Source organism: Jiella pacifica (assembly GCF_010500815.1).
Lineage (GTDB): Bacteria > Pseudomonadota > Alphaproteobacteria > Rhizobiales > Rhizobiaceae > Jiella > Jiella pacifica.
Window position 1 is genome coordinate 68,805 of the sequence record NZ_JAAAMG010000009.1, and the last position, 24,282, is coordinate 93,086.

Annotated in this window: 23 protein-coding genes; 11 read left to right on the forward strand and 12 right to left on the reverse strand. The window is 66.5% G+C overall.

The window, feature by feature from the left end; genetic code table 11:
- Positions 1-207: 207 nt before the first annotated feature.
- The 3 genes from GTK09_RS12615 to GTK09_RS12625 form a co-directional block, all read right to left on the reverse strand.
- Positions 208-669 (reverse strand): GFA family protein, encoded by a 462-nt coding sequence (locus tag GTK09_RS12615; protein WP_163463528.1) that lies wholly within the window; start codon positions 667-669, stop codon positions 208-210.
- Positions 670-829: 160 nt separating this feature from the next.
- The gene (gene pip / locus GTK09_RS12620) at positions 830-1,798 is read right to left on the reverse strand and encodes a prolyl aminopeptidase (protein WP_163463529.1); all 969 of its coding nucleotides are present in this window, start codon (positions 1,796-1,798) and stop codon (positions 830-832) included.
- Positions 1,799-1,927: 129 nt separating this feature from the next.
- Positions 1,928-2,131, reverse strand: coding sequence for a hypothetical protein (locus GTK09_RS12625; protein WP_163463530.1), 204 nt, complete (start codon positions 2,129-2,131; stop codon positions 1,928-1,930).
- Between the two features lie 289 nt (positions 2,132-2,420).
- Here GTK09_RS12625 and GTK09_RS12630 point away from each other — a divergent pair, with 289 nt between their 5' ends.
- From GTK09_RS12630 to GTK09_RS12650, 5 genes are all read left to right on the forward strand, one after another.
- Positions 2,421-3,164, forward strand: a complete 744-nt coding sequence (locus tag GTK09_RS12630; protein ID WP_163463531.1) for an endonuclease/exonuclease/phosphatase family protein — start codon at positions 2,421-2,423, stop codon at positions 3,162-3,164.
- A 146-nt stretch (positions 3,165-3,310) separates the two neighbouring features.
- On the forward strand, positions 3,311-4,291 hold the full coding sequence (locus GTK09_RS12635; protein WP_163463532.1) for a sialic acid TRAP transporter substrate-binding protein SiaP: 981 nt from the start codon (positions 3,311-3,313) through the stop codon (positions 4,289-4,291).
- A 74-nt stretch (positions 4,292-4,365) separates the two neighbouring features.
- Positions 4,366-4,935 (forward strand): TRAP transporter small permease, encoded by a 570-nt coding sequence (locus tag GTK09_RS12640; RefSeq protein ID WP_163463533.1) that lies wholly within the window; start codon positions 4,366-4,368, stop codon positions 4,933-4,935.
- A 16-nt stretch (positions 4,936-4,951) separates the two neighbouring features.
- A complete protein-coding gene (locus GTK09_RS12645) occupies positions 4,952-6,232 on the forward strand; it encodes a TRAP transporter large permease (RefSeq protein WP_163463534.1) in 1,281 nt (426 codons plus the stop codon).
- Between the two features lie 77 nt (positions 6,233-6,309).
- A complete protein-coding gene (locus GTK09_RS12650; RefSeq protein ID WP_163463535.1) occupies positions 6,310-9,027 on the forward strand; it encodes an ATP-dependent helicase in 2,718 nt (905 codons plus the stop codon).
- 123 nt (positions 9,028-9,150) lie between these two features.
- On the opposite strand, the gene GTK09_RS12655 is transcribed toward GTK09_RS12650, so the two are convergent.
- Both GTK09_RS12655 and GTK09_RS12660 read right to left on the reverse strand, forming a co-directional pair.
- The gene (locus GTK09_RS12655; RefSeq protein WP_163463536.1) at positions 9,151-10,182 is read right to left on the reverse strand and encodes a hypothetical protein; all 1,032 of its coding nucleotides are present in this window, start codon (positions 10,180-10,182) and stop codon (positions 9,151-9,153) included.
- Positions 10,183-10,329: 147 nt separating this feature from the next.
- A complete protein-coding gene (locus tag GTK09_RS12660; protein ID WP_163463537.1) occupies positions 10,330-10,740 on the reverse strand; it encodes a hypothetical protein in 411 nt (136 codons plus the stop codon).
- Between the two features lie 631 nt (positions 10,741-11,371).
- Between GTK09_RS12660 and GTK09_RS12665 the strand changes: the two genes are divergently transcribed.
- Positions 11,372-12,745 carry a hypothetical protein gene (locus GTK09_RS12665; RefSeq protein WP_312869826.1) on the forward strand — a complete coding sequence of 458 codons (1,374 nt, stop codon included), beginning with the start codon at positions 11,372-11,374 and terminating at the stop codon, positions 12,743-12,745.
- Positions 12,746-12,894: 149 nt separating this feature from the next.
- Positions 12,895-13,353, forward strand: a complete 459-nt coding sequence (gene rplS / locus GTK09_RS12670; protein ID WP_163463538.1) for a 50S ribosomal protein L19 — start codon at positions 12,895-12,897, stop codon at positions 13,351-13,353.
- 170 nt (positions 13,354-13,523) lie between these two features.
- Here rplS and GTK09_RS12675 read toward each other — a convergent pair whose 3' ends face one another.
- Both GTK09_RS12675 and GTK09_RS12680 read right to left on the reverse strand, forming a co-directional pair.
- The gene (locus tag GTK09_RS12675; RefSeq protein WP_163463539.1) at positions 13,524-13,775 is read right to left on the reverse strand and encodes a DUF2061 domain-containing protein; all 252 of its coding nucleotides are present in this window, start codon (positions 13,773-13,775) and stop codon (positions 13,524-13,526) included.
- Between the two features lie 391 nt (positions 13,776-14,166).
- Positions 14,167-14,457, reverse strand: a complete 291-nt coding sequence (locus tag GTK09_RS12680) for a DUF2061 domain-containing protein (protein WP_163463540.1) — start codon at positions 14,455-14,457, stop codon at positions 14,167-14,169.
- 241 nt (positions 14,458-14,698) lie between these two features.
- Here GTK09_RS12680 and GTK09_RS12685 point away from each other — a divergent pair, with 241 nt between their 5' ends.
- Entirely contained in the window at positions 14,699-15,544 is an 846-nt protein-coding gene (locus GTK09_RS12685) for a helix-turn-helix domain-containing protein (RefSeq protein ID WP_163463541.1), read from the forward strand.
- A 10-nt stretch (positions 15,545-15,554) separates the two neighbouring features.
- On the opposite strand, the gene GTK09_RS27795 is transcribed toward GTK09_RS12685, so the two are convergent.
- On the reverse strand, positions 15,555-15,782 hold the full coding sequence (locus GTK09_RS27795; RefSeq protein ID WP_163463542.1) for a DUF1127 domain-containing protein: 228 nt from the start codon (positions 15,780-15,782) through the stop codon (positions 15,555-15,557).
- A gap of 123 nt (positions 15,783-15,905) precedes the next feature.
- Between GTK09_RS27795 and GTK09_RS12695 the strand changes: the two genes are divergently transcribed.
- Entirely contained in the window at positions 15,906-16,649 is a 744-nt protein-coding gene (locus tag GTK09_RS12695; RefSeq protein WP_163463543.1) for an ArsR/SmtB family transcription factor, read from the forward strand.
- On the opposite strand, the gene GTK09_RS12700 is transcribed toward GTK09_RS12695, so the two are convergent.
- The 4 genes from GTK09_RS12700 to GTK09_RS12715 form a co-directional block, all read right to left on the reverse strand.
- On the reverse strand, positions 16,633-17,091 hold the full coding sequence (locus tag GTK09_RS12700) for a GNAT family N-acetyltransferase (protein WP_163463544.1): 459 nt from the start codon (positions 17,089-17,091) through the stop codon (positions 16,633-16,635). The two genes, GTK09_RS12695 and GTK09_RS12700, sit on opposite strands and share 17 nt — an antisense overlap.
- 212 nt (positions 17,092-17,303) lie before the next feature.
- Entirely contained in the window at positions 17,304-18,782 is a 1,479-nt protein-coding gene (locus GTK09_RS12705) for a mannitol dehydrogenase family protein (protein WP_163463545.1), read from the reverse strand.
- A 47-nt stretch (positions 18,783-18,829) separates the two neighbouring features.
- Positions 18,830-20,236, reverse strand: a complete 1,407-nt coding sequence (uxaC, locus tag GTK09_RS12710; protein WP_312869827.1) for a glucuronate isomerase — start codon at positions 20,234-20,236, stop codon at positions 18,830-18,832.
- Between the two features lie 90 nt (positions 20,237-20,326).
- On the reverse strand, positions 20,327-21,490 hold the full coding sequence (locus GTK09_RS12715) for a pyridoxal phosphate-dependent aminotransferase (RefSeq protein WP_163463546.1): 1,164 nt from the start codon (positions 21,488-21,490) through the stop codon (positions 20,327-20,329).
- Positions 21,491-21,642: 152 nt separating this feature from the next.
- On the opposite strand from GTK09_RS12715, the gene GTK09_RS12720 reads away from it, so the two are divergent.
- Positions 21,643-23,037, forward strand: coding sequence for a M48 family metalloprotease (locus GTK09_RS12720; RefSeq protein ID WP_163463547.1), 1,395 nt, complete (start codon positions 21,643-21,645; stop codon positions 23,035-23,037).
- Between the two features lie 113 nt (positions 23,038-23,150).
- The gene (locus GTK09_RS12725; protein WP_163463548.1) at positions 23,151-23,930 is read left to right on the forward strand and encodes a DsbA family protein; all 780 of its coding nucleotides are present in this window, start codon (positions 23,151-23,153) and stop codon (positions 23,928-23,930) included.
- Positions 23,931-24,282: the final 352 nt, after the last annotated feature.

Below are 24,282 nucleotides of genomic sequence, written 5' to 3' on the forward strand. Positions count from 1 at the left end.
CCGGGCCGTATGCTTCAGCCCGATTTTGCGTGATCGTTGCCATCAAGAATTCCGATGATGCTTCGCCGCGCGTCGGCTGTGTTTCGTCGGTCGGCAAAGGAGATGCAATAGGACGAATTCGACCGAGCGCGCCGTTGCCTCGCCTCGCCACGCGATTGATCGCGCGGATCAGCGGGTCGAGCCTGCCCGATCTGAAAATTGCGTGCGTCAGGCCTCGTCCGGCGACGGCGCGTCCGGGTGCTGATAGTTGACGATCTTCCCAATCGCCTCAGCCATCTCGGGATCGTCGTCCGTGGCTCTACCGGGCAGCGTGGGCATCGCGTCGACATAGGGGATCTTCGCCTCGATCCCGTCCTGCGCATTCGGCCGGATCGTGCTCGGATCGTCCAGCGCCCCGATGGCGATCGAGACCGCGCTCGCCGTCTCGTAGGTGAGCGGGGTCCCGCATTCCGGGCAGAAGCCCCTTTCGGCATAGCTCGACGAGCGGAAGCGCTTCGGCTCGGCCTTGGTCCAGACCAGCGTTCCCGCCCGCGTATGGACGAGTGGCGCATAGAAGGAGCCGAAGGCCTTCTGGCACATGCGGCAATGGCAGATCGACGCTGTCTCCGCCTCGATCTCGCTGCGGAACCGCACGGCTCCGCATTGGCATCCGCCGGTGAGCATCGTCATCTGCCATCTCCCTGGTGCGTATTGCCGGTCCAACGGCTTTCAGGAAAGATCTTAGGTCCGGCCCTCGGGCAAGAGAAGGTCGAGACCTGTCTCGGTGACGATCGAATTTCGAAGCTTCACCGGATGCAGGCTCCGCCTTCCCTTGTTGCCAATGAGCCGCTCAGCCTGTTGCGAGTTCGTCGGCAAACCGATCCGTCGCATCGAGCAATTCCGTCAGGATCGCCGGCTCTGCGAAGGCGTGGCCGGAGGCCTCCACCAGCCGATAATCGGCTTTCGGCCAGGCTTGGGCGAACTGCCAGGAGGTGATCGCCGGGGTGACGACGTCGTAACGCCCCTGGACGATGACGCCGGGCGTCTCGGCAAGGCGGTCCATGTTCGAAAGCAGCTGCCCCTCTTCCAGCCAGAGCTCGTGGAAGAAGAAGTGGTTCTCGATCCGGGCGAAGGCGATCTGCCCGTCGGAGACGCTGCCGCCAGACGCTCGGGTCGGCGGATTGGCCGAGCGAAGCATCACCGTCGCCCCCTCCCAGGCCGTCCATGCTTCCGCCGCCCTTGCCCTGACAGCGCGGTCGGGGTCGAGCAGGCGCCGGCGGTAGGCGGCGATCAGATCGTCCTGTTCCGCTGCCGGGATTTGCGCGACGAGGTTCTCCCAGTGATCGGGGAACAGCCGGTTGGCGCCGCACTCGTAGAACCAGTCGAGCTCCGAGCGCCGACCGGAAAAGATGCCGCGCAGGATCAGACCGGATGCGCGATCGGTGTGGGCCTGGGCATAAGCGAGCGCCAAGGTGGCGCCCCACGAGCCGCCGAACAGCAGCCAGCGCTCGATCTCGAGGTGCCTGCGTAGCCGTTCGAGATCGTCGACGAGGTGCCAGGTTGTGTTACCGTCCAGCGAGCCGAGCGGCGTCGAACGCCCGCAGCCGCGTTGATCGAACAGGACGATCCGATAGCGGGTCGGATCGAACAATCGCCGATGCTGGGCCGACGTGCCGCTGCCGGGGCCGCCATGCAGGAAGACCGCGGGCAGGCCCGCCGGATTGCCGCATTCTTCGAAATAGATCTCGTGGCCGTCGCCGACGGCGAGACGGCCCATGCGGAAGGGCTCGATCGGCGGATAGGGTTTGCGCGCTGTCATCGAAGCGCCTTAGCACCGAACGCCTGCGCGCCAAAAGCCGCAAATGTGCAGCCCGCCGGGGATCGGGCTCGCCAACGCCGGGGCCGGCCGGCCCGCTCGCCGGGCGGAGCCTCGATCCCCGAGTCGGCGTCAGAAACGCGGTTGCCGCTCGGCTTCCGATTGCCGTTCGTAGTTGAAACCTTCCTCCCAGAGGTCCTTCATCGGATCGTTTTCCGACTGATACGGATTTGGCGCGCCGAGCCCGTGCAGGCGAAAGGCCTTGCGTCCCCTCAGCCAGATCGCCTTCTCGCTCGCTGCGGCCATCATGGCTTCAGACAGGGTCTCCATACTCATCGTTTCCTCCCCCGTATCTTCCCTATGGGAATTCTAGGTGCTCAGTCTGCACGAAGTCCAGCGGAATCTGCAACCGCCATATCGGTCGCCGGCGACGGATTCGGGAGCATCGTCAGCATCTTCGCGTTCACCTTGAAACGTTTCTCGAAGCTCGGGCGGACGCCAGAGCGCCACCAGCGCGCCGTCTGGCGAAGAACGTCGGCAGGAGCGGCCTTCGGGGAGAAAGGGCTGCCGCTTTTGCCGGGAAACCATGTTATCCCGGCCCCGAGAAAACGAGGGAGACCCGTCGATGCTCCGCGTCGCGTCCTACAACATCCGCAAGAGCGTCGGCACCGACTGGCGCCGCCGTCCGCTCGAAACCCTGGCGGTGCTCAACGAGATCGACGCCGACGTCGTCGCCCTGCAGGAGGTCGACCGGCGCTTCGGCACGAGAGCCTCGTCCCTGCCCCGACAGGCGATCCGCGAGGCGACGCGCTACGTTCCCGTCCCCCTCGATGCACGCCCCGGCAGCCTCGGCTGGCATGGCAACGCCATTTTGGTTCGCGAGGGCATCGAGGTGGTCGAGACGACCTGTCTGGCGCTGCCGGCGCTGGAGCCGCGGGGCGCCGCCATCGTCGATCTCGCCTTCGGCGAGGCGCGGCTGCGGGTGGTCGGCATGCATCTCGGCCTGCTGGGATTGTGGCGTCGACGCCAGGCGGCGGCCGTCCTGGCGCATCTCGAACGGCTGGAGCCTTCGATGCCGACCGTGTTGATGGGCGACCTCAACGAATGGAATCCCGAAGGTCGCTGCTTCAAGCTCTTCGCCAGAACCCACCGGGTGGTGATGCCGGGCCGCTCCTTCCCCTCGCGCATGCCGCTCGGCGCCCTCGACCGCTTCATCCTCAGCCGCGACGTCACCCTCGTCGATGCGGCCGTGCACGTCTCCAACCGTTCGCGCGGCGCCTCCGACCATCTGCCGGTCTATGCCGACATCGCCTTTGCCGGCAGCGAGGCGGCGGGCCGCCACGTCCGCCCGCTGGTCTCGCACGCCTGACCTCCGAACGGCGATCGGCGCCGGGCAACGCCCCGCCCGCCCGGCCTCTCTCTGGCGAATGTCAGCTCTCGGCCGACCTTTGCCATTGCGCTTGCGCCGTCAGCCAATAAGATGGTTCCTCAGCGTATACGTTAGGGAGGAACTACATGGCATACGCGACTAAGACGGCGGCGCTGGGAGTGGCGCTGCTGGCATCGACGGCGATTGCCGGCCCGGCCGCGGCCGAGACGGTGCTGAAATGGGCCCACGTCTACGAGGCGAACGAACCCTACAACACCTGCGCCGTCGCGGCCTCCGACAAGCTGAAGGAGGCGACGGAGGGGCGCTATTCGATCGAGGTCTATCCGGCCTCCTCGCTCGGCAAGGAGACCGACATCAACGAGGGTCTCAGCCTCGGCACGGTCGACATCATCTATACCGGCCAGCTGTTCGCCGGCAGAGCCTATGGGCCGATCGCCATCGGCGGCGCCCCCTACATGTTCCGCGACTTCGACCATTGGGAGAAGTACCGGACGGGCGACCTCTTCCAGGAACTGTCCCAGGGCTACGATGAAGCCACCGGCAACCACATCACCTCGCTGACCTATTATGGCGAGCGGCACGTTACATCGAACAAGCCGATCGAAAAGCCCGAGGACATGAAGGGGCTGAAGATCCGCGTGCCCGACGCCGCCCTCTACCAGATGTTCCCCAAGGCGGTGGGCGCCAATCCGACTCCCATCGCCTTTGCCGAGGTATACCTTGCACTGCAGCAAGGCACCGTCGACGCGCAGGAAAACCCGCTGCCGACGATCCAGGCGAAGAAGTTCTACGAGGTCCAGAAGGACATCAACCTCACCGGCCACATCACCGACGCGCTCCTGACCATCGTCTCCGGCTCGGCCTGGGGCGCCATGGACGAGGCCGATCGGACGGCGCTGGAGGAGACCCTCGACGAGGCCGCCGCATGCGCCACGGAACAGGTGATCAAGAACGAGAAGGACCTCGTGCAGTGGTTCAAGGACCAGGGCGTCGCGGTCCACGAGGTCGACCGAAGACCCTTCCGGGAAGCCACGGTGAAGGTGCATAACGGCCCGGACGCGAGCTGGGACCAGGCGACATACGACCGGCTGCAGGCGATCGAGTGACGCGTCACTGATCCTTCCTGTCCCCGAGGGCGGCTCCGGCCGCCCTCCTGCCCGACCGCCTGGAGTGAAAGCCGATGTCGATCGACCCCCCGTCGGTTCGCAGCGCCGAGCCGTCCCCGCCGCCGATGCGGGATGAAAGCGAGAACCTGTCCGACCTGAAGATCGTCGACCTGCCCGTCATCGTGTTATTCTGGGTGCTGGCCTTCGTCGTCTTCCTGCAGTTCTTCACCCGCTACGTCCTCAACGATTCCCTCGGCTGGACCGAGGAGATCGCCCGTTACCTGTTGATCGGCGTCACCTTCATCGGCGCCGTGTCGGCGGTGCGCCGCGAGAGCCACATCGCCGTCGAGCTCCTCTACACCCGGGTCTCGCGCCGCACGCGCTTCGGGCTGCAGATCTTCGTCGACGTCGTCTCCCTCGCCTTCTACGGGATCCTCGCCTGGCTGTCGGTGCATCTTTCCCAGCGCACCCTGCAGAAGATGACCTCGATCGACGTGCCGAAATCCCTGATCTACTGGGTCGTCGCCGGCTGCTTCGCGGCCATGACGATCTATCAGCTTCTCGTCCTCGTCCGGCATCTTCGCACCCGCACCAGCCGCCTGATCGACCCCGATTCCGTAACCTCGACCGGTCCCAGCCTCTGACCACGGCGCTTTTTCCATGCTCATCGCTCTTCTGTTCGCGGTCCTGTTCGGCCTGATCATCCTCGGGGTGCCGGTGGCGATCGCGCTTGCCGGCTCGTCCCTCGTCTTCCTCCTCGTCGACGGGCACGTGCCGAGCGTCGTCGTCGCCCACCGCATGGTCAACGGCGTCGATTCCTTTCCCTTGCTCGCGGTGCCGTTCTTCATCCTCGCCGGCAATCTGATGAACACCGCCGGCATCACCGAGCGGATCTTCGACTTCGCCAAGGCGCTGGTCGGCTGGATGCGCGGCGGCCTCGGCCATGTGAACATCGGCGCCTCGGTGATCTTCGCCGGCATGTCGGGTGCCGCCGTCGCCGATGCCGGCGGCCTCGGCGCCATCGAGATCAAGGCGATGCGCGACGCCAAGTACGATCCGGGCTTTGCCGTCGGCATCACCGCCGCCTCCTCCACCATCGGGCCGATCATTCCGCCCTCGCTGCCGATGGTCATCTACGGCGTCGTCGCCGGCGCCTCGATCGGCCAGCTGTTTGCCGCCGGCTTCGTGCCGGGCCTTCTGATGGCCGTCGCGCTGATGATCATGGTGGCGATCTACGCCCGCCGCCGCGGCTATCCGCGCGACCAGGCCTTCAGCATCCCCGTCCTCGGCCGCTCGTTCCTGCGCGCTTTCCTGGCGCTGCTGACGCCGGTGATCATCGTCGGCGGCATCCTCACCGGCGCCTTCACGCCGACGGAAGCGGCGATCGCCGCCTGCGCCTGGGCGATGTTCCTCGGCGTCGTCGTCTACCGCACGCTCAACTGGCGGCGCTTCCTGCGCGTCTCGCTGGACACGATCGAAACCACGGCGGTCGTCCTGTTCATCGTCGGCGCCGCGGCGATCTTCGCCTGGATCCTCACCTCCAACCGGGTGCCGGAACACTTCGCCGGCCTGATCCTGTCGGTCTCGGAGAACTGGATCATCGTTCTCCTCCTGATCAACCTGATCCTCCTCGTCGTCGGCTGCTTCATGGAGACCGTCGCGGCGATCACCATCCTCGTCCCCGTGCTTCTGCCGGTGGCCGAGAAGGTCGGCATCGACCCGGTGCATTTCGGCGTCATCCTGGTGCTCAACCTGATGATCGGGCTTCTGACGCCGCCGGTCGGCATGGTGCTCTACGTGCTGTCGCGGGTGTCGAAGATCCCGTTCGAGCGCTGCGTCTCGGCGACGCTGCCCTTCCTCGTTCCGCTCTTCGTGGTGCTGGCACTGGTCACATTCGTTCCTTCCATCACCATGTGGCTGCCGACGCTGCTCTATCGCTGAAGCACCGCCCGGGCCCGCTCCCGAGGCCGGTTTCGCGCCCGTTGGTCTTCGCCGGCCGATTGCTTACATTGCCCGGCATGAGCGATTTCAACGAATCAGCGCCCGCGCCGCGCCAGGGCGGCATCGCCGCGCGGGCCATGGCGGCCAGGGGCACGAGTGCGCCGGACTATCTGTCGGGCCTCAATCCCGAGCAGCGCGCGGCGGTCGAGACCACCGAGGGTCCGGTGCTGGTGCTCGCCGGAGCCGGCACCGGCAAGACCCGCGTCTTGACGACGCGCATTGCCCACATCCTCGCCACTGGCCGGGCCTACCCGTCGCAGATCCTCGCGGTGACCTTCACCAACAAGGCTGCCCGCGAGATGAAGACGCGCATCGGCATGCTGGTCGGCGGTCAGGTCGAGGGCATGCCGTGGCTCGGCACCTTCCACTCGATCGGCGTCAAGATCCTGCGCCGCCATGCCGAGCTGGTCGGGCTAAAGCCGAATTTCACCATCCTCGACACCGACGACCAGATCCGCCTGATCAAGCAGCTGATCCAGGCCGAAAACCTCGACGACAAGCGCTGGCCGGCGCGCACCTTCGCGACCATGCTCGACGGCTGGAAGAACAAGGGCCTTGCGCCCAAGGACATTCCGGAGGGCGACGCGCGGGCCTTCGCCGGCAAGGGCCGCCACCTCTATGCCGCCTATCAGGCCCGGCTGATGACGCTCAACGCCTGCGACTTCGGCGACCTCCTGATGCACCCGATCGCGCTGCTCAAGGCGAACCCCGACGTTCTCGCCGAGTATCATCGGCGGTTCCGCTACATCCTCGTCGACGAGTACCAGGACACCAACGTCGCCCAGTACATGTGGCTGCGGCTCCTGGCGCAGCAGCCGAAATCTGGAAGGGACGAGACTGCCCGTCCCCCCGTCCTTCGACAGGCTCAGGATGAGGGGACTATGTCCCGGCCATCCGCAGCGGCCGGCGCCAGTTCTCAGATCGCGGAGCGCTCGAGCACTGAGCTCCCTCATCCTGAGCTTGTCGAAGGGCGAGGGAGCGCGGCTTCGACCATCAACATCTGCTGCGTCGGCGACGACGACCAGTCGATCTATGGCTGGCGCGGCGCCGAGGTCGACAACATCCTGCGCTTCGACAAGGACTTTCCCGGCGCCACCGTCATCCGGCTGGAGCGCAACTACCGCTCCACCGGCCACATTCTCGGCGCCGCCTCCCATCTCATCGCCCACAACGAGGACCGGCTCGGCAAGACCCTGTTCACCGATCGCGCCGATCCCGAGGACCCCAAGGTCGAGGTCAATGCCGGCTGGGATTCGGAAGAGGAGGCGCGCGCCATCGGCGAGGCGATCGAGGATCTGCAGCGCCGCGAGAACCACGACCTCAACGACATGGCGATCCTGGTGCGCGCCTCGTTCCAGATGCGCTCCTTCGAGGATCGCTTCGTCACCATGGGGCTGAACTACCGGGTCATCGGCGGTCCGCGCTTCTACGAGCGCATGGAGATCCGCGACGCGCTCGCCTATTTCCGCTGCGTCTGCCAGCCCGCCGACGACCTCGCCTTCGAGCGCATCGTCAATACGCCGAAGCGCGGCCTCGGCGACGCCACCGTGCGCCTCCTCCACGATTACGCCCGCGAGCGCCAGATCCCGATCATCGCCGCTGCCGGCGAGATGGTCGAGACCGAGGAGCTGAAGCCCAAGCCGCGGAACACGCTGCGCGGCGTCGTTGCCGACTTCCGGCGCTGGTCGGAGCTGCTGCCGACCATGAAGCACACCGAGCTCGCCGAGCAGATCCTCGACGAATCCGGCTATACTGAGATGTGGCAGAACGACCGCTCGGCCGAGGCGCCGGGACGGCTCGAAAACCTGAAGGAGCTGATCCGCTCGATGGAGGAGTACGAATCACTCCCCTCCTTCCTCGAGCATGTCGCCCTCGTCATGGACGCCGAGCAGAACGCCGACACCGACGCCGTGTCGATCATGACGCTGCATTCGGCCAAGGGCCTGGAATTCCAGACCGTCTTCCTGCCCGGCTGGGAGGAAGGCCTGTTTCCCCATCAGCGGGCCCTCGACGAGGGCGGCCGCTCAGGGCTGGAGGAAGAGCGCCGTCTCGCCTATGTCGGCATCACGAGGGCCAAGCGCCGGGCAAAGATCTGGTTCGTCTCCAACCGCCGCATCCACGGCCTCTGGCAGTCGACCATCCCGTCGCGCTTTCTCGACGAGCTGCCCGAAGCCCATGTCGAAGTGATGGAGGCGAATACCTCCTATGGCGGCTATGGCGCCTCCGGCTTCGGCGGCTACGGCGCCTCGCGCTGGGACGGTGGCAACGCCTTCAAGGAATCCTCCTACAAGACTCCCGGCTGGAAACGCGCCCAGGCCGCTCAGGCGGGCTTTGCTGAAACCCCGCCCCGCCGCGGCGGCGACGGCTGGTCCGGCGGACGCACGCGCGAGATCACCTACGACGCCGAGCCCGGCTCCCGCGGCTCCGGGGGCGGCAACGGCTTCGCCGGTCGCATGAATGACGGCCCCGCCCCCGGCCGCGGCCACAACCAGCCGCCGAAAAAGGGCTTCGGCCTCTATTCCTCCGCCAGGAAGGGCGGCCCGCGCGAGATCCAGGGCGAGCTGGTGGCCAAATCCGTCGCCGATGGAGAGAATCGATTCTCCAAGGGCGACCGCGTCTTCCATCTGAAATTCGGCAACGGCACGGTCGCCAGCATCGACGGCAACAAGCTCACCGTCGACTTCGACAAGGCCGGCCAGAAGCGCGTGCTGGAGGGCTTCGTCGAGGCGGTCTGAGGCAGCCCGCCTCCTCCCGCAAGCGCCTTTGCGTCCGCGAGATCCTTCGCCCATCGCCGGCAAGCAAGGCGCGCGGCTCAGCGTCTCCCTTGCACGCCCGATCTTCGTTGGCGCGCCGCAAGCCTACCGGATCCCGTCCGAACAGCGGAAGAACACGTCGAGCGCCCTGTTGCTGCCTGACAGACCCGTCTCCAGGATGATGTTCTGGCCGATGAACGAGATCTGGCCGGAATTGGGTATCGCATCGTCCAGGTAGCCGGGGCCATCCGCGCGCCCTTCGGTGATGCGGCCCCATTTCTTGCCGTCCCGGCCTTCGATGATCTCGACCTCGGACTGGCTGGGGTCGTCCCCGGGATCGAACAGGATCCGGACGGGCTTGCGCTGGCCCAGATCGCCCATCTCGCCGCCGTCCCTGAAATCGATGTAGCTGTTCTCGCGGTCGATCTCGAAGCGCAGATTGGGCTGCCGCGTGTCATAGACCTCGCAGGCGAGGACACGGTTGCCGGCGCGGATCTCGTTGATGACCCACGAACCGGCCTTGCCGAAGCTGACGGGCATCACCTCTGCCGGCATCGCCTCTTCGGGCGAAGGCGGCGCGGCGGGCCCAGCGGCCTGCCCGGCTCCCGCGCCGGAGCGGCCGACGCATTCCTTGACCTTCAGGATCGCGGCCGTCGAGCCGGCCAGCCGAAAGTCGTAGTCCGACTTGCCGACGCCGAGAACCGCGGAACTGCCCTGTCGCAGTCCATCGAGCTCGGCCTCCCCGAGCCAGGCGATCGTCCAGCCACCGCTGGCGGTGCCGGAGATGAAATCGCCACCGCGTCGATAGCCCTGCCCCGAGCCCGCGCCGTCGATCTGCAGCGTCCCCTCCCAGTCTGGCTGGGAGGTGATCGGCACGGCGATCTGCCATTGCTGTCCGTCCCAGCCGAGGCGAAAGGCCGAACCGTCCCCCCGCGCCGTCTCGGCAAAGCAGTAGCCGAACCGACCGCCGACCCGGGCGCCGAAGACGCGCCATCCTCTCGTATCGGCGTAGTAGGACTCGCCTTCGGGAGCCGAGACGATGTCATAGCCCCCATAGTCGTTCTGCTGGGCGATCGCCGAGCCGGACGTGTTCAGCGCAAGGCTCGCACACAGGATGAGACACCGCATATTCGACATCGATTGCCTTCCTTGACTGGGGTGTTGGATTTTTCGATCGAAACAGGCAGAAAGCTGGCGCTTCCTCGCGCAGCTGCAGACTTGCATCAGCGATCTCGGCTTTCGACCTGAACCGAGGAGGTCGACCGAAGCACGCTCTCACCGAACCTAGTTTTGCATCATCCGGATCATCGCGGCGGGAGCCTGCTCGTTCGCCCTGTCGAACCAGAAGCGGCCTTCGAGCGAATTGAAATCTCCGAGCCAGAACTCGTAGTAGGCCTTCGAGGTCGAGTTCAGACGAAAGCTGTAGATCCCGTTCTGATCGGAGTAGTTCACCTGCCAGCATGAGCCGTTCATGCAGAACTTGACGGTGTTGCCTTGAAGCAGCTCGATCGAGGAGTGATTGTCCTTGTCGACCCACTCGCGATTCTCGGGCGTCCAGATCCAGCTGCCGGACCAGCTGAGTTTCATCTGGACCTGTTCGACTCTCGCCTCGCCGGCGCGCGGAGCCCGATCATCCAGCTTGTGCCCACCCGCATTGACGAGCGCGAAGGCCACCGCCATCGACGTTGCAAGCATGATTTCGTTGGTCCTTGTCCGTAGTTGCCGTGTGGATCAAAAGCGCCGGCTTCCCGGCTGTCGGAGCCACGATTGCCGCGCCAACCCCAAGACACAGAAACGTCTTGCGACCGGCCATGCGATAGTCTGCGCTAAAGAGCTTATGAGCTAATATTCGTCGAATTTTTCCTCCCCGCTTGCGCGCATAAACACCAGAATGCCCCGACGCGCGCAGCAGTATTATCTTCCTCGACAAATGGACATTCCCCAACGGCATGGCTAGACCGTTTCTGCCGTCGATGGCAAGCGGAAAAGTGCAGCCGTGCTTGGACACGGGAGGTGGTTTGACATCGCACACGCCATCGGCACACGCTGCCTCCGTCAAGGGCGGAAGACGTGCCTCGACTTCGACAGGTCCGGGCAGCGCCGGCAGTTGCCGGCGGGGCTCGATGAGGTCATGTGAGGGCGAGCCGCCCGGGGCCGAAATCAAAAGCCCTCGTGACGAAATCTCTCCCGATGCGGCGCCGATCTCCGCCGCCGCCTCGGCGGCTTTCTTGCTCGAGCCGCCTTCGGCGTTATGTTTCGGTTTCTTCGGCCCCCACGCGATCAGCGACCGGCCGCGTCTCCGTTTCCCGCCCGACTGGTTCAGCCCGTGCTCGACAGACTTCTCGGCGTCCTTCTCCTCGTCACGGGGATCGCCGTCATCATTCACGAATGGCTCGGGCTGGAGTTGGCGGGCCTCGTCGCCGCGGCCGGCCTTGGCCTTTTCCTCATTTGCGCAACGCCCTTCACGCGATGGTCGCGCCAGGCTTTCGTCGCGATCGGGCTGGTTCTCGCCGGGCTCGCCATCGCCTTTCTCGACGATTGGCCGGCGGTCATGGCAAAGGCGGCGACACAGGGCGCCTTCATTTCCACCTTCTTCATCGCCCTCGCCAGCCTGCGCAATCCGGCCGCGGCATCCCCGGCGATCGATCGCTGCGGCCAGTATCTTGCAAGCCAGCCGCCCGGCCGGCGCTACGTGGCGCTGACCGTCGGCGGCCATCTCTTCGCGCTGATCCTCAACTACGGCTCGATCACCCTGCTCGGCGGCCTCACCGAGGCGATCGCGGGCCGCGAGAAGAACGCCGAAATCCGCGAGATCCGCAACCGGCGCATGCTGCTGGCCATCCAGCGGGGCCTGTGCGCCTCGCTCTGCTGGTCGCCGCTCGCCTTCGCCACCGCCATCACTACCTCGGTAATCGCCGGGGCCAGCTGGGGCGGCATGGCGCCCTATGCGATGCTCTTCGGCCTCGTCTTTCTCGTCACCGGCTGGGCGCTCGACACGATCTTCAAACCCAAGCTCACCGGTCCGCGCCCGCCCCGCTCCGCGCCGACCGGCTCGATGCGCGATCTCCTGCCGCTGGTCGTGCTGCTCGTCTTGCTCTTTGCCGTCGTCGGAAGTCTCGAATATCTGACCGGCCTCGCCATCACCGCCATCGTCATGGCCTTCGTCCCACTCGTCTCGATCGGCTGGATCGCCTACGAATCGTCGAGCGCCGGCGAGACGACCCGGCGCCTGAAGCGGCTCTGCTTCACCGAGCTTCCGGCCTATCGGTCCGAGCTGGTGCTGTTGATCATGGCGGGCGTCATCGGGGTCCTCGGCGCGGCGCTGATCCAGCCGCTCGCCTCCGGCGAAGCGCTCGATCTGTCCGAGGTGCCGCTCTGGCTCATCCTGGTCGCGCCGGTCGTCGTCATTCCGATTCTCGGCCAGCTCGGCATGAACCCGATCCTGTCGGTCTCGATGCTGGCTCCGCTGCTGCCGGCGCCCGCATCGCTCGGCCTCTCGCCGAATCTCGTCGTCGCGGCGATTACCGCCGGCTGGGCGCTCGCCGGGGCGACCTCGCCCTTCACCGCGACGACCCTTCTCGTCGGCCGGCTGGGCCATGTCAGCGCCCTGACCGTCGGCCTCGTCTGGAACAGGGCCTTTACGCTATGGGTGATGGCGATCGTCGGACTGATGCTGGTCGGCTTCGCGGAACTGTCGTGATTGCCGCGTCGGAAGTGGCAAAAGTGCCTGCCGGCTAGTGACAAACGGCCCGAAGCCATATATGAGCGCACCCGATTTCCTCAGAATAACCTGACCGTCACGGCGGCCATGTCGGGTTACCTCGACATGAAACGAATTGAGGCTATGCCATGAACATCATCTCCGAAATCGAGGCCGCTGAAGCCTCCCGCATCGAAGCCATCCGCACGATCCCGGATTTTTCCGCCGGCGATACCCTTCGCGTCAACGTGAAGGTCACGGAAGGCACCCGCACCCGCGTCCAGGCCTATGAAGGCGTCTGCATCGCCCGCTCCGGCGCCGGCATCCAGGAAAACTTCACGGTCCGCAAGATCTCCTATGGCGAGGGCGTCGAGCGCGTCTTCCCGGTCTATTCGCCGATGCTCGATTCGGTCGAGGTCGTGCGCCGCGGCAAGGTTCGCCGCGCCAAGCTCTATTACCTGCGCGATCGTCGCGGCAAGTCGGCCCGAATCGTCGAGGCGACCAACGCCCGCGCCCGCAAGCTGAACGACGACGCCCGCCAGATCGCCTCCGCCGAGCGCGAAAAGGTCAAGGCCGAGAAGGAAGCGGCAAAGACCGCCGCCGAGTAAGCTCTGCGAGACATTTCTGATACGACTCAAAGGCGGCTTCGGCCGCCTTTTTTTGTGCCGGCTTTTCCGGTGCCCGGCTTTTCGCACAGGAAGTGGGGCCGCTCAGTCTCCCGACGGCCGCGCCTGTGACCCTCGTTTCGGATCGAGCGCCAAATCCGCGAGGATGCGCGTCAGCTTCCCGTCGGCGCCGGGCTGGCAGGCTGCGAAGCGGCGGCCGACGCCTTTTTGAGGCCCCAGCGGATCCCGGCCCAGACCCGTTCGTGCAGAATATACATGACGAAGCCGATGGCGCAGGAGGTCAGGGCGAGCTCGCTGCCGGCGAAGAACGACCCGGTGAACGCTTCGCCGAGGATCGCCATGGTGACGAGCCCGACGAGTTGCCAGGAGACCGCCTTCGCTAAGCTTCGTTTGTTGGATTCCATGGGATTTCCCTTCCTCTGCATCAAGACGAATTGCCGTAGAGGCTCCACTACCGAAGCGCTGGGGTCGACGGAATGGTCATTGATGGATGCGAAATGCCAAAATGGTTTTAAAGGCTAGGGATAATGAATCCTGCAAGTGTTGCAGAGGGAGGATCCGATCAGGCCAAAGAGCGGAGTTCTTCCAGTCATAATCGCAATTGTGACGAACTTCATCAAACAGGGACTTGCAAGAATTCGTCTCGTTTCTGCGCTTCGCAGTGCCGAGCCCCAGAGGGAACGCACCGTCATTCCTGGGCTCCGTCCGCAATCCCGTCGACATTCGCCAGAACGTTCTCGATCGGCAGCATCCTCGCAGCTTCGACGTTCGACGCGCGGCCTCATTTCGGCGCAATCACGCGGACGCGGGGGACCACTGGCGCGCGGCGGCCGGGTCAAGTCGTTCGGCTGCGGCAACGGTTTCGGTGGGGCCCTGGCGGCGATCCCCGGCCAGCCCCCAGCCGATCGAAGCCCAGACCCGCTCGTGCAGGAGGTAGGAGAAGAAGCCCAAAAGACTGGAGAGCACGGCCAGCGCACCGCCCGACCAGAGCGAGCCGGTGAAGAGAAAGCCGAGCGCCAGCATCGTGACGATGCCGAGACCCTGCCAGGACACGGCCTTGGCGAAGCTTCTCTTGCGGGTTTCCATGACGAACTCCTGGAATATGGCGCAGCACTCCCCAGCCGTGGATTTTGCCAAGGGTCTTGCGTCGATGATTGTTCGGCGGCCGGAAGGAGAGCGGCTGACGGGGAGCGGCCGCATCTTGCGCCTGCCGCCAGGGCCCAGTTCTTAGCCAACCGCGGATTGGCAGGGAATTCGGAGAATTCTCTTTGTTCTAATCATCATTCGGAATAATATCCCCGTATCGTGATTTTTCTCATATGATGTCATGGACAAGCGCGACCGCTCCCGCCTCTTTCGAGACCGCCTCGCCAGCGCGATGCAGGCTGCTGGCATCACCAAGAGCGCCTTGGCGCGGGAGACGGGCGCCGACCGGTCGACGGTGTCGCTGGCGCTTTCCGCCGAAGACGGACGCCTCCCCAACGCCCAGTTTGCCGCCGAATGTGCGAGCGCGCTGACCGTTTCCTGCGACTGGCTACTCGGACTGACCGACCGGCGCGAACGCGGCGCCGACGTCCTTCAGGCCGCGATCCGCATGGAGGAGGCCGCCCGGGCGCCGTCCGACGAGCGGATCTTCCGCTGGCACGAGGAAGCGCGCGGCTACAAGATCCGCCACGTGCCGGCCACCCTGCCCGACATGCTGAAGTCGGAAGCGGTGCTGCGCTTCGAATATGGGGATTTCGTCGGCCGCACCTCCGACCAGGCGATCGCCGACATGCGCGACCGCCTCGCCTATCTGCGCGCGCCGGACACCGACTACGAGATCGCCATGCCGCTCGACACGCTGGAGGGGTTCGCCGCCGGCGAGGGCTACTGGCGCGGTCTGGCTGCCCACGAAAGGCGGGCCCAGCTCAAGCGCTTCGCCGAGCTCACCGACGAGCTCTACCCGTCGCTGCGGCTCTATCTCTTCGACCGCAAGAAGGTGTTCTCCGCCCCGGTGACGATCTTCGGCCCGCTCCAGGCCAGCGTCTATGTCGGGCGGTTCTATCTGGTGTTTTCCGAACGCCGACAGGTGCTGGAGCTGACCCGGCATTTCGACGGTCTGGTGCGCGAGGCCGATTTCGAGGCCAAGCAGACGCCCCGCTTCATCGAGGCGATGAGCGTTCCGGATTGACCGGCGCCGGTCATCGCCAGAACGGCTTGCGGGCCTCTTCCATCGCCGCGTCCCTGGCGATGCCGAGATCGCGGAGCTGCCGGTCGGAAAGCTCGGCGAGGACCATGCGCTGGCGCCGCCTCGCCGCGCAGCGGCGCAGGCGGCGGGCGAACCGCCCCAGCCAGTGCCGGCCGCGCTTCGCCACACTCGCCCCGGTCCGTGTGATCCTTCCCTGCTCGATCGCCGTCTCGTCCGTCACTCGCGCCTCCTGCCGCTCGCCATGGTCGGGAACGGCGATAGCGGGTGACGGCCGGCCACTGCTTCGGCGCCAGCCGAAGTGTCCGCCGTAGGCAGATCGGACGGCGTCCTGTAGCCTCAGTCCATGACCCACTTCGCGTCCGGCATCACCCTCGCCACGACGGCAAACCTCATCGGCGACGTTGCGCGAGCGAACATCCTCTGCGCTCTGACGGGCGGCAGGGCGCTGACCGCCGGCGAACTCGCCCTCCACGCCGGCGTCAGCGCCTCGACGACCAGCGGGCATCTGTCGAAGCTGCTCGATGCCGGGTTGGTGACCGTCGTGAAGCAGGGCCGCCACCGCTATTTTCGGCTGTCCGGCCCGCGGGTGGCCGACATGCTGGAGACGCTGATGGGGGCGGCCGATCTCGGGCCGACGCGACATCGGCCGGTCGGCCCGCGCGACGAGGCCCTGCGCCGGGCGAGGAGCTGCTACGACCACATGGCCGGGCGCTTCGCCGTCGATCTCGCAGAGCGGCTTCAAGCGGGCGGATTCGTCGTCCTGTCGGACGAAGGCGGCACGGTCACCGAGGCGGGCTCGGCGCTTTTCGGCGCGCTTGGGATCGAGTTTCAAACTGACAAGGCCAACCGTCGGCCGCTCTGCCGCTGCTGCCTCGATTGGAGCGAGCGGCGCTTCCACATCGGCGGCCGGCTGGGTGCTGCGCTGTTCGCCCATGCCGAGCGGGAAAAGTGGGTGGTGCGCGTGTCGGGCAGCCGGGCACTCAGGGTCACCCGGGCCGGCGAGACGGCACTGGCCGGCGGGCTTGTCGGATCCGCGCCGGTGGCGCTGCCGCAAACGCGCCGCCGGAACGTCAGAGTGTCAGCTTGAAGCCGAGATGGCTTTGCGTGAAGCCGAGCCTTTCGTAGAAGCGGTGGGTGTCGAGGCGGGTGGCATCCGAGGTCAGCTGCACCATGCGGCAGCCGCGCGCCCGGCAGGTGTCGACGGCCCATGCGATCAGCTCGGCCCCAAGCCCTTGCCCCCTCAGATGCGAGGCAACCCGCACCGCCTCGATCTGTCCGCGCCAGGCACCCTTGTGGCTGAGACCGGGCAGGAAGCTCAGCTGCAGCGTTCCGACGATCGCGTCGTCGAGACGGGCGACGGCGAGGATCTGGTGCTGATCGGCGGCGATCGCCGCGAACGCCTCGAGATAGGCGGGATCGAGCGGCAGGCTCGGATCCTCGCGGACGCGGCCGCGATAGTCGTCGGCGAGAAGGCCGACGATCGCCGGCAGGTCGGCCTCGGTTGCCTTGCAAATATCGAGACCGCTCATGGTCGGGACTCCTGGATGAAAATTCACCCGGCCCTTAGCGGATTTGACCCTCCGCGGCGAGCCTACGGCTGCCGCCCTCGCGACGAGACCCACGGACAGATCGTCGACCTGCCCATGGTCGTTGCACGAGGCGAGCTTCCCGAACTGCCCGCCGGTGGCGGGACGGATCGTTCGATCACACCACCCTGGCGAACCGTCTCGCGAAAACCTCTTCAGCCTGCATAGGCGCGGACCGTGGCCACGGCGCCGTTTTCCAGCAGCGCAGCGAGCGCTTCCGTCACCGGTCGCACGACGGCGGGCTCGGCGCGCAGATCGCGGCCGAAGACGTCCTCGACGCCCAGATAGGCGGTGGCGAGCCGCTCGGGGTCGCGTCCGGCCGTCTCGCCCAGCGCCTTCAGCCGGGCGGCCAGCGGGTCGCGCACGTCGATCGCGGCGCCCGTCTCGTCCGTCCCGGTGACGTAGCGCATCCATCCGGCGATCCCGAGCGCCAGCCGGTCGATCGGCTGGCCCGCCGCGAGCCGGTCGCGGACCGTCCCGAGAAAGCGCTGCGGCAGCTTCTGCGAGCCGTCCATGGCGATCTGCCAGGTGCGATGCTTCAGCGCCGGATTGTGGAAGCGCGCGATCAGCGCGTCGCGATAGGCGGCAAGGTCGGTGCCGGGCATCTCGAGGGTCGGCATGATCTCGTCGGTCATCAGCTGGCGCACCAGCTGCTCAAAGGCCGGGTCGGCCATCGTTTCGGAGACCGTCTGGTAGCCTGCGAGATAGCCGAGATAGGCAAGGCTTGAATGGGAGCCGTTGAGCATCCGAAGCTTCATCCGCTCATAGGGCTCGACATCGGCCACCATCTCGACGCCGACGGCGGCGAAGTCCGGCCGCCCGGTCGGGAACCGGTCCTCGATGACCCACTGGGTGAACGGCTCCGTGACCACCGGCCAGGCATCCGAAAGGCCCAAAGCGGCGTCGATCTCGGCGATCTCGGCATCTGTCGTCGCCGGCACGATGCGGTCGACCATGGTCCCGGCGACGGCGACGTCATCTTCGACGAAGCGGGCGAGATCCGGATCGATCAGCGCGGCATATTGCGTCATGATCCGATGGACCGTCGGGCCGTTGGCGGGAAGGTTGTCGCAGGGCATCACCGTGAAGGGCACGATGTTCCCCGCCTTGCGGCGACGCAGTGCCTCGACCAGCAGCCCCGGCGCCGAGGTCGGGGCGCGGGGGTTCTTCAGGTCGGCGACGATATCCGGATGCTCGCGGTTGAGATCGCCGGTGGCGGGATCGTGACAATAGCCCTTCTCGGTTACCGTCAGCGAGACGATCCGCACCTTCGGATCGACCATAGCGGCGATGAGTGCCTCGGGGCTTTCCGGCGCGACGAGAATGCTCTTGACCGAGCCGATGACGCGCAGCCGCGTCCCCTCGCCCGAGCGCACCGCCACGGTGTAGAGATTGTCCTGGGCGGCCAGCGCGTCGCGCATGTCCGGGCGTCGCAGCGAGGCGCCGATGATGGCCCATTGCGGATCGGTCGCGAGAATGTCGTCGAGATAGAGTGCCTGATGCGCCCGGTGAAAGGCGCCGACGCCGAGATGGACGATGCCGGCGCTCGTCCCCGCCGGGTCATAGGACGGCTGTTGCACCGAATCAGGCAGAGAGTCGAGCGTCGCAAGGGAAAGGCGTCGTTCAGAAGTCATGTCGCGGTGCTCGCCAGTGAGTTGGAGATGCGGGCGGAAACCACCCGTCAGAGCCTATAGGCCTGCTTGGCGAGGCGGTATGTCAGGTCGTGGGCGACTTCGAAGGCCTCGTCCTCATCGAGCCGTCCGGTGGTCACGAGACCCGCGAGATAGGCGCTGTCGACCCGCCGGGCGACGTCGTGCCGGGCCGGGATCGAACAGAAGGCGCGAGTGTCGTCGTTGAAGCCGGCGGTGTTGTAGAAGCCGGCCGTCTCGGTCACCGCCTGGCGGAAACGCATCATGCCTTCCGGCGCATCGAAGAACCACCATGGCGGCCCGAGCTTCAGGCACGGATAGACGCCGGCCAGCGGCGCCAGTTCGCGAGACTGGACCGTCTCGTCGAGGGTGAAGACGATCAGCGTGAAATCCTTCTCCAGCCCGCAGACGTCGAGCAGCGGCTTCAGCCCGGCGACGTAGTTCGTCGGCTGCGGGATGTCGAAGCCGCGGTCGCGGCCGAAGCTCTTGAAGATCCGGTCGGAATGGCTGCGCCACGAGCCGACGTGGAGCTGCATCACCATGCCGTCCTCGACCGAGAACTTCGCCATTTCGGTCAGCATCTGGGCGCGGAAGAGTTCGCGCTCTTCCGCCGTACCGCTCCCGTCCTTGATGCGGTCGTAGAGCGCTGCAGCCGCATCGCCGGAGAGGTTCGCCGTGCGCGCGGTCGGATGGCCGTGATCGGTCGCGGTCGCGCCATGCTCGCGAAAGAAGGCGCGGCGCCGGCGGTGGGCCTCGAGATAGCCGGCAAAACTGCCGGTGTCGCAGCCGGTTATGTCACCGAGGGCCTTCAGGTTCTCGGCGAATCCGGCGACGTCCGGGTCGGTGACGGCGTCGGGTCGATAGGTGGTGATCACCCTGCCCGGCCAGCCGCTGTCCCGGATCGCCCGATGATGAGCCAGATCGTCGAGGGCGCTCTCGGTCGTCGCGATCACCTCGACGCCGAATCGCTCGTAGAGCGCCCGAGGACGAAACTCCTCCAGGGTGAGCATCTCGGCGATGTGATCGTAATAATGGTAGGCGGTGTCAGCCGAAAGCCGCACGTCGAGGCCGAAGAGATTCTGGAACGTGTCGTCCAGCCAGAGCCGCGTCGGTGTGCCGCGGAAGAGATGATAGTGCTCGGCGAAGCGCCGCCAGATCTTGCGCCCGTCGGTTTCGACCGGCGCGCCGTCGGCCGACGGAACGCCCAGTTCGGCAAGGCCGATTCCTTGCGAGACCAGCATGCGGAAGATGTAGTGATCGGGGACGACGATGAGCTGCGCCGGATCCGGGAAGGGCTGGTTCTCGGCGAACCAGCGGGGTTCGGTGTGGCCATGCGGCGAGACGATCGGCAGCGGCTTGACGCTGTCGTAGAGCGCCCGGGCGATCTTGCGCCCGGCCGCGTCTGCGGGAAACAGCCTGTCGTCGTCCAGAAGTGCCACGATCGTCCTCCCGTCACACGGCATCGTTGGCGAAGGGCTGGTATGGTAGTGCCCGGAATCTGTCAAGCAGCGGCGCGGCAGGTGTCCTGTTCAACGGCCGTCGAGCGCCACCTTCATACGGCCGACCGCCTCCTCGAGGGCAGCATGGCCGCAGGCGTAGGAGATCCGCACGAAGCGCTCGCCGCGGGAAAGGTCGAAGTCGATCCCGGGCGTCATCGCGACGTGGGATTCGGCCAGGAGCCGGCGGCAGAAGTCCGTGGCGCTCGCCTCGCCCTCGGGAATGCCGGCATAGGCGTAGAACGCCCCGTCGATCGGGGCGATGTCGCGGAAGCCGAGCGCCGGCAGTTCGCGCATCAACAGGTCGCGGTTCCGCACATAGACCTCCCGCACCCGGTCGAGCTCGTCCGTCGCATCGAATACCGCCCTCGCCGCCACCTGGGACAGCTCCGGCGCCGAGATATAGAGGCTCTGGGCGATCCGCTCGGCGACGCGCACCATCTCCGGCGGCAGGACCATCCAGCCGATCCGCCAGCCGGTCATGCAGTAGTATTTCGAGAACGAGTTCACCACGAACGGGTTCTGCGAGAAGGCGAGCGCGGTCGCCTCGCCGCCCGAATAGGCGAGCCGGTGGTAGATCTCGTCGGAGATGAAGCGGATTCCGGCCTCGTCGGCGAAGTCGACGAGGCGCTTCAGTTCCTCCGGCGGCGTCACCGTGCCGGTGGGATTGGCGGGGCTGGCAATGAGGACGCCGTCGATCGGCACGTCGCGATGGGCTTCGGCGAGGTGATCGGCCGTCAGGAGATAGCCGGTCGAGACGTCGACGGGAATCTCGACCGGTTCGAGGCCGAGCACCTTCAGGATGTTCCGATAGGCCGGGTAGCCGGGCGAGGCCAGCGCAATGCGCGCGCCGGGATCGAAGGCGGCGAGGAAGGCGAGATTGAAGCCGGCGGACGAGCCGGTGGTGACGACCACCCGCGACGGCGCCACGTCGAGGTGATAAGCCTCGCCGTAGTGGCGGGCGATGCGCTCGCGCAGGGCCGGCAGGCCCGGCGCGTCGGTATAGGCGATCCGTCCCTGCGCCAGATGCGCCTTGGCCGCCTCGATCGCCGCCTTCGGCGTCGGCGCCGCGGGCTGGCCGACGGCCAGCGAGATCACCGGTTCGCCGCGGGCGAGGAGGACGTTCGCCTCGGCAAGCACGTCCATCGCCCGAAAGGGCAGGACGTCGGAGCGGCGGGAGGCTTTTGTTTCATGCATGGTCGGATCAACTTTTGGTATCGTTCGAACGCGTTGTGTCGGCAAATCCACGCAGCCGCGCCGATGCGGCGAAGCTGACGAAAGATTGAAGTGGCGCGCTTGATACGCGATGCCGATCGGGTCCACTAGCGCAAGTGGACAAAGGACCGAACATGCAACGTTTTCTCAGCTCCATCACCCGGCGCGTCGGCGCCTTCGTCTTGACCACGAGCCTCGTCCTGACGGGCGCCGGCGCTCCCTTGACGTCGGGCGCAGAGGCGCGCGAGAGAAGCCGCCTGCCGGTGGTTCGCGACGCCGAGATCGAGAGCCTCATCGCCGACTATACACGGCCGTTGCTCAAGGCCGCCGGGCTGTCGCGGTCCGGCATCGAGACGGTGCTGATCAACTCCAACGACTTCAACGCCTTCGTCCTCGGGCGCCGGATCTTCGTCAATACCGGTGCCGTCGCCTTCACCGAGACGCCGAACCAGCTGATCGGCATCATCGCCCACGAGATCGGCCATCTGAAGGGCGGCCACCAGCAGCGCCTGCGCGACAGGCTCGAAGGCGCCAAGGTGATGACCATCGCGGCTGCGATCCTCGGTGCCGGCGTCGCCATCGGCGGATCGGTGGCGGGGGCGAGCGGCGCGGCCGGCGCCGGCGCCGGCATCATCTCCGGCGGCGGCGCGATGGCCCAGCGCTCCATCCTCAACTACATGCAGGGCGAGGAATCCATCGCCGATCGCTCGGCGGTTTCCTTTCTCGCCAAGACCGGCCAGTCGGGCCGCGGTCTCGTCGAGACCTTCCAGACGCTGGAGCGCGGCAGCATCTTCAGCGCCGCGAGAGGACGCAACTATCTGTCCTCGCACCCGGCCCCGCGCGAGCGGATCACCGCCGTCGAGGAAGCCGCGCGGCGCCTGACCCCCTACGACCGGACCGATCCGCCCGCCCTCGCCGAGCGCCACGAGCTCGCCCGAGGAAAGATCGCCGCCTATGCCGGCGGGATGAGCGACGTGCGCCGCCTGTTCGTCAAGAATCCGCGCGGGCTCGGGGCGCTCTATGGCGACGCCATCGCGACCTTCCTCGCCGGCGAGACGGCGAGCGCGCTTCGCAAGATGGACGGGCTGATCGCAGCGCGGCCGAACAATCCCTGGTTCCACGAGATGCGCGGCGAGATCCTTCTGGAGGCCGGCCGCGGCAAGGAAGCCGCTGCGTCCTTCTCCAAGGCGTCGAAGCTCGATCGCACCAACTCCGGCCTGCTCAAGGCCGAGATCGGCCAGGCCCTCGTCGTCGCCGGCAACGGGGCGGACATGAAGCAGGCCATCGAGCTGATCCAAGGCGGGCTGCAGAGCGATCCGCTCAACGCCGCCGCCTATCGATACCTGGCAATGGCCTATGCCCGCCTCGGCGACGTCGGGCGGGCCGAACTGGCGACGGCGGAGGGACACTGGAACGCCGGATCGCTCACCGAAGCGAAGGTCTTCGCCGCCCGGGCGCAAGGCAAGCTCCAGCCCGGCTCTCCCGCATGGCGCCGCGCCCAGGACATCTTGAAGGTCAAGTCGCGATGAGATCGCGACCGTCTCGGTCGGGCCGCTTCGGACCCGCCAAAACGCCACAATCCCGGACGTTGGTGTCCACCGCTTCCACTTGCCGAACGAACAGACGCGAAGGAAATGCCCTGATGGTCTTCAAACGCTCCGCCGCGGTGGCATTCGCCGCGATCCTGACAGCCGGCGCCTTTGGCGCTCCGGCCCGCGCGCAAGATCAGGCGAAGTCCTTCGACGCCAAGCAGACGAGCGAGATCGAGGCGATCGTCCGCAATTATCTCGTCACCCATCCGGAGGTGCTGGTCGAAGCGATCAACGCGCTCGAAGCCAAGCGCACGGCCGAGGCGGCGGCCTCCCAGAAGGACGCGATCACGGAGAATGCCGCCTCGATCTTCTCGACCCCCGAGGGCACGGCGCTCGGCAATTCGCAGGGCGACGTCACCGTGGTCGAGTTCTTCGACTACAATTGCGGCTACTGCAAGCATGCCCTGTCCGACATGGACACGCTCCTGAAGGCCGATCCGAACGTCCGCTTCATCCTCAAGGAGATCCCGGTGCTCGGGCCCCAGTCGACCGAAGCCTCGCGGGTGAGCCTGGCCTTCCGCAGTCTGAAGCCGGAAGCCTACGGCGACTTCCACCGCAAGCTGCTGGCCTCCCGCGGGACCGCCGACGAAGCGCGGGCGATCGCCGTCGCGGCCGAGTTCGGCGTCGACGCCGGGGCGCTGAAGGCGGCCATGGCCTCGCCCGAGATCGCCGCCGACATCGCCAAGGACAAGGAAGTCGCGGAGGCCCTCGGCGTCAACGGCACGCCGAGCTACGTCATCGAGGACACGGTCCTGCCCGGGGCGGTCGGGATCGACAACCTCCAGGCGGCGATCGCCAATGTCAGATCCTGCGGCAGCACCACCTGCTGAAAGGCGGCCGTCACCCCCAGCCGCGGCGCGTTCGCCACGGCTGGCGCCAATTAGGGCTTTGCGAACGGGGCGCTAGGCTTTATACGGCGTCGTGAACATCGACGGCCAACGTCGAAACGTCCCGTCCGTGAGCGCAGAGCCACGATGCCGATCGCCGCCGTCAGCAACCCGTCTGGATGTTTGCGTGCCATGCGGCATCGGTGCTTCGGCACCCTGGCAGGCCCGGCGGCGTTGCAATTTCAGGCCGTCGCGACGTTGAGCCTCGTCGGGGGAGACAATCCATCCGGCGACGGGACCCGATGGCGAAAGCTCTCGCCCCCAAGGCTCCCCTCAGTCCGAATCGGCCAAGGAA

Bases quoted from the DNA above. Each gene is read 5' to 3' on its own strand.
- GTK09_RS12655 (WP_163463536.1), bottom strand. From the start codon at position 10,182: ATGTCGAATATGCGGTGTCTCATCCTGTGTGCGAGCCTTGCGCTGAAC.
- GTK09_RS12615 (WP_163463528.1), bottom strand. From the start codon at position 669: ATGACGATGCTCACCGGCGGATGCCAATGCGGAGCCGTGCGGTTCCGC.
- GTK09_RS12715 (WP_163463546.1), bottom strand. From the start codon at position 21,490: ATGCATGAAACAAAAGCCTCCCGCCGCTCCGACGTCCTGCCCTTTCGG.
- GTK09_RS12680 (WP_163463540.1), bottom strand. From the start codon at position 14,457: ATGGAAACCCGCAAGAGAAGCTTCGCCAAGGCCGTGTCCTGGCAGGGT.
- GTK09_RS12695 (WP_163463543.1), top strand. From the start codon at position 15,906: ATGACCCACTTCGCGTCCGGCATCACCCTCGCCACGACGGCAAACCTC.
- GTK09_RS12640 (WP_163463533.1), top strand. From the start codon at position 4,366: ATGTCGATCGACCCCCCGTCGGTTCGCAGCGCCGAGCCGTCCCCGCCG.
- GTK09_RS12625 (WP_163463530.1), bottom strand. From the start codon at position 2,131: ATGAGTATGGAGACCCTGTCTGAAGCCATGATGGCCGCAGCGAGCGAG.
- GTK09_RS12705 (WP_163463545.1), bottom strand. From the start codon at position 18,782: ATGACTTCTGAACGACGCCTTTCCCTTGCGACGCTCGACTCTCTGCCT.
- GTK09_RS12635 (WP_163463532.1), top strand. From the start codon at position 3,311: ATGGCATACGCGACTAAGACGGCGGCGCTGGGAGTGGCGCTGCTGGCA.
- GTK09_RS12685 (WP_163463541.1), top strand. From the start codon at position 14,699: ATGGACAAGCGCGACCGCTCCCGCCTCTTTCGAGACCGCCTCGCCAGC.
- GTK09_RS12700 (WP_163463544.1), bottom strand. From the start codon at position 17,091: ATGAGCGGTCTCGATATTTGCAAGGCAACCGAGGCCGACCTGCCGGCG.
- GTK09_RS12675 (WP_163463539.1), bottom strand. From the start codon at position 13,775: ATGGAATCCAACAAACGAAGCTTAGCGAAGGCGGTCTCCTGGCAACTC.
- GTK09_RS12725 (WP_163463548.1), top strand. From the start codon at position 23,151: ATGGTCTTCAAACGCTCCGCCGCGGTGGCATTCGCCGCGATCCTGACA.
- rplS (WP_163463538.1), top strand. From the start codon at position 12,895: ATGAACATCATCTCCGAAATCGAGGCCGCTGAAGCCTCCCGCATCGAA.
- GTK09_RS12645 (WP_163463534.1), top strand. From the start codon at position 4,952: ATGCTCATCGCTCTTCTGTTCGCGGTCCTGTTCGGCCTGATCATCCTC.
- pip (WP_163463529.1), bottom strand. From the start codon at position 1,798: ATGACAGCGCGCAAACCCTATCCGCCGATCGAGCCCTTCCGCATGGGC.
- GTK09_RS12720 (WP_163463547.1), top strand. From the start codon at position 21,643: ATGCAACGTTTTCTCAGCTCCATCACCCGGCGCGTCGGCGCCTTCGTC.
- GTK09_RS12650 (WP_163463535.1), top strand. From the start codon at position 6,310: ATGAGCGATTTCAACGAATCAGCGCCCGCGCCGCGCCAGGGCGGCATC.
- GTK09_RS12630 (WP_163463531.1), top strand. From the start codon at position 2,421: ATGCTCCGCGTCGCGTCCTACAACATCCGCAAGAGCGTCGGCACCGAC.
- GTK09_RS12660 (WP_163463537.1), bottom strand. From the start codon at position 10,740: ATGCTTGCAACGTCGATGGCGGTGGCCTTCGCGCTCGTCAATGCGGGT.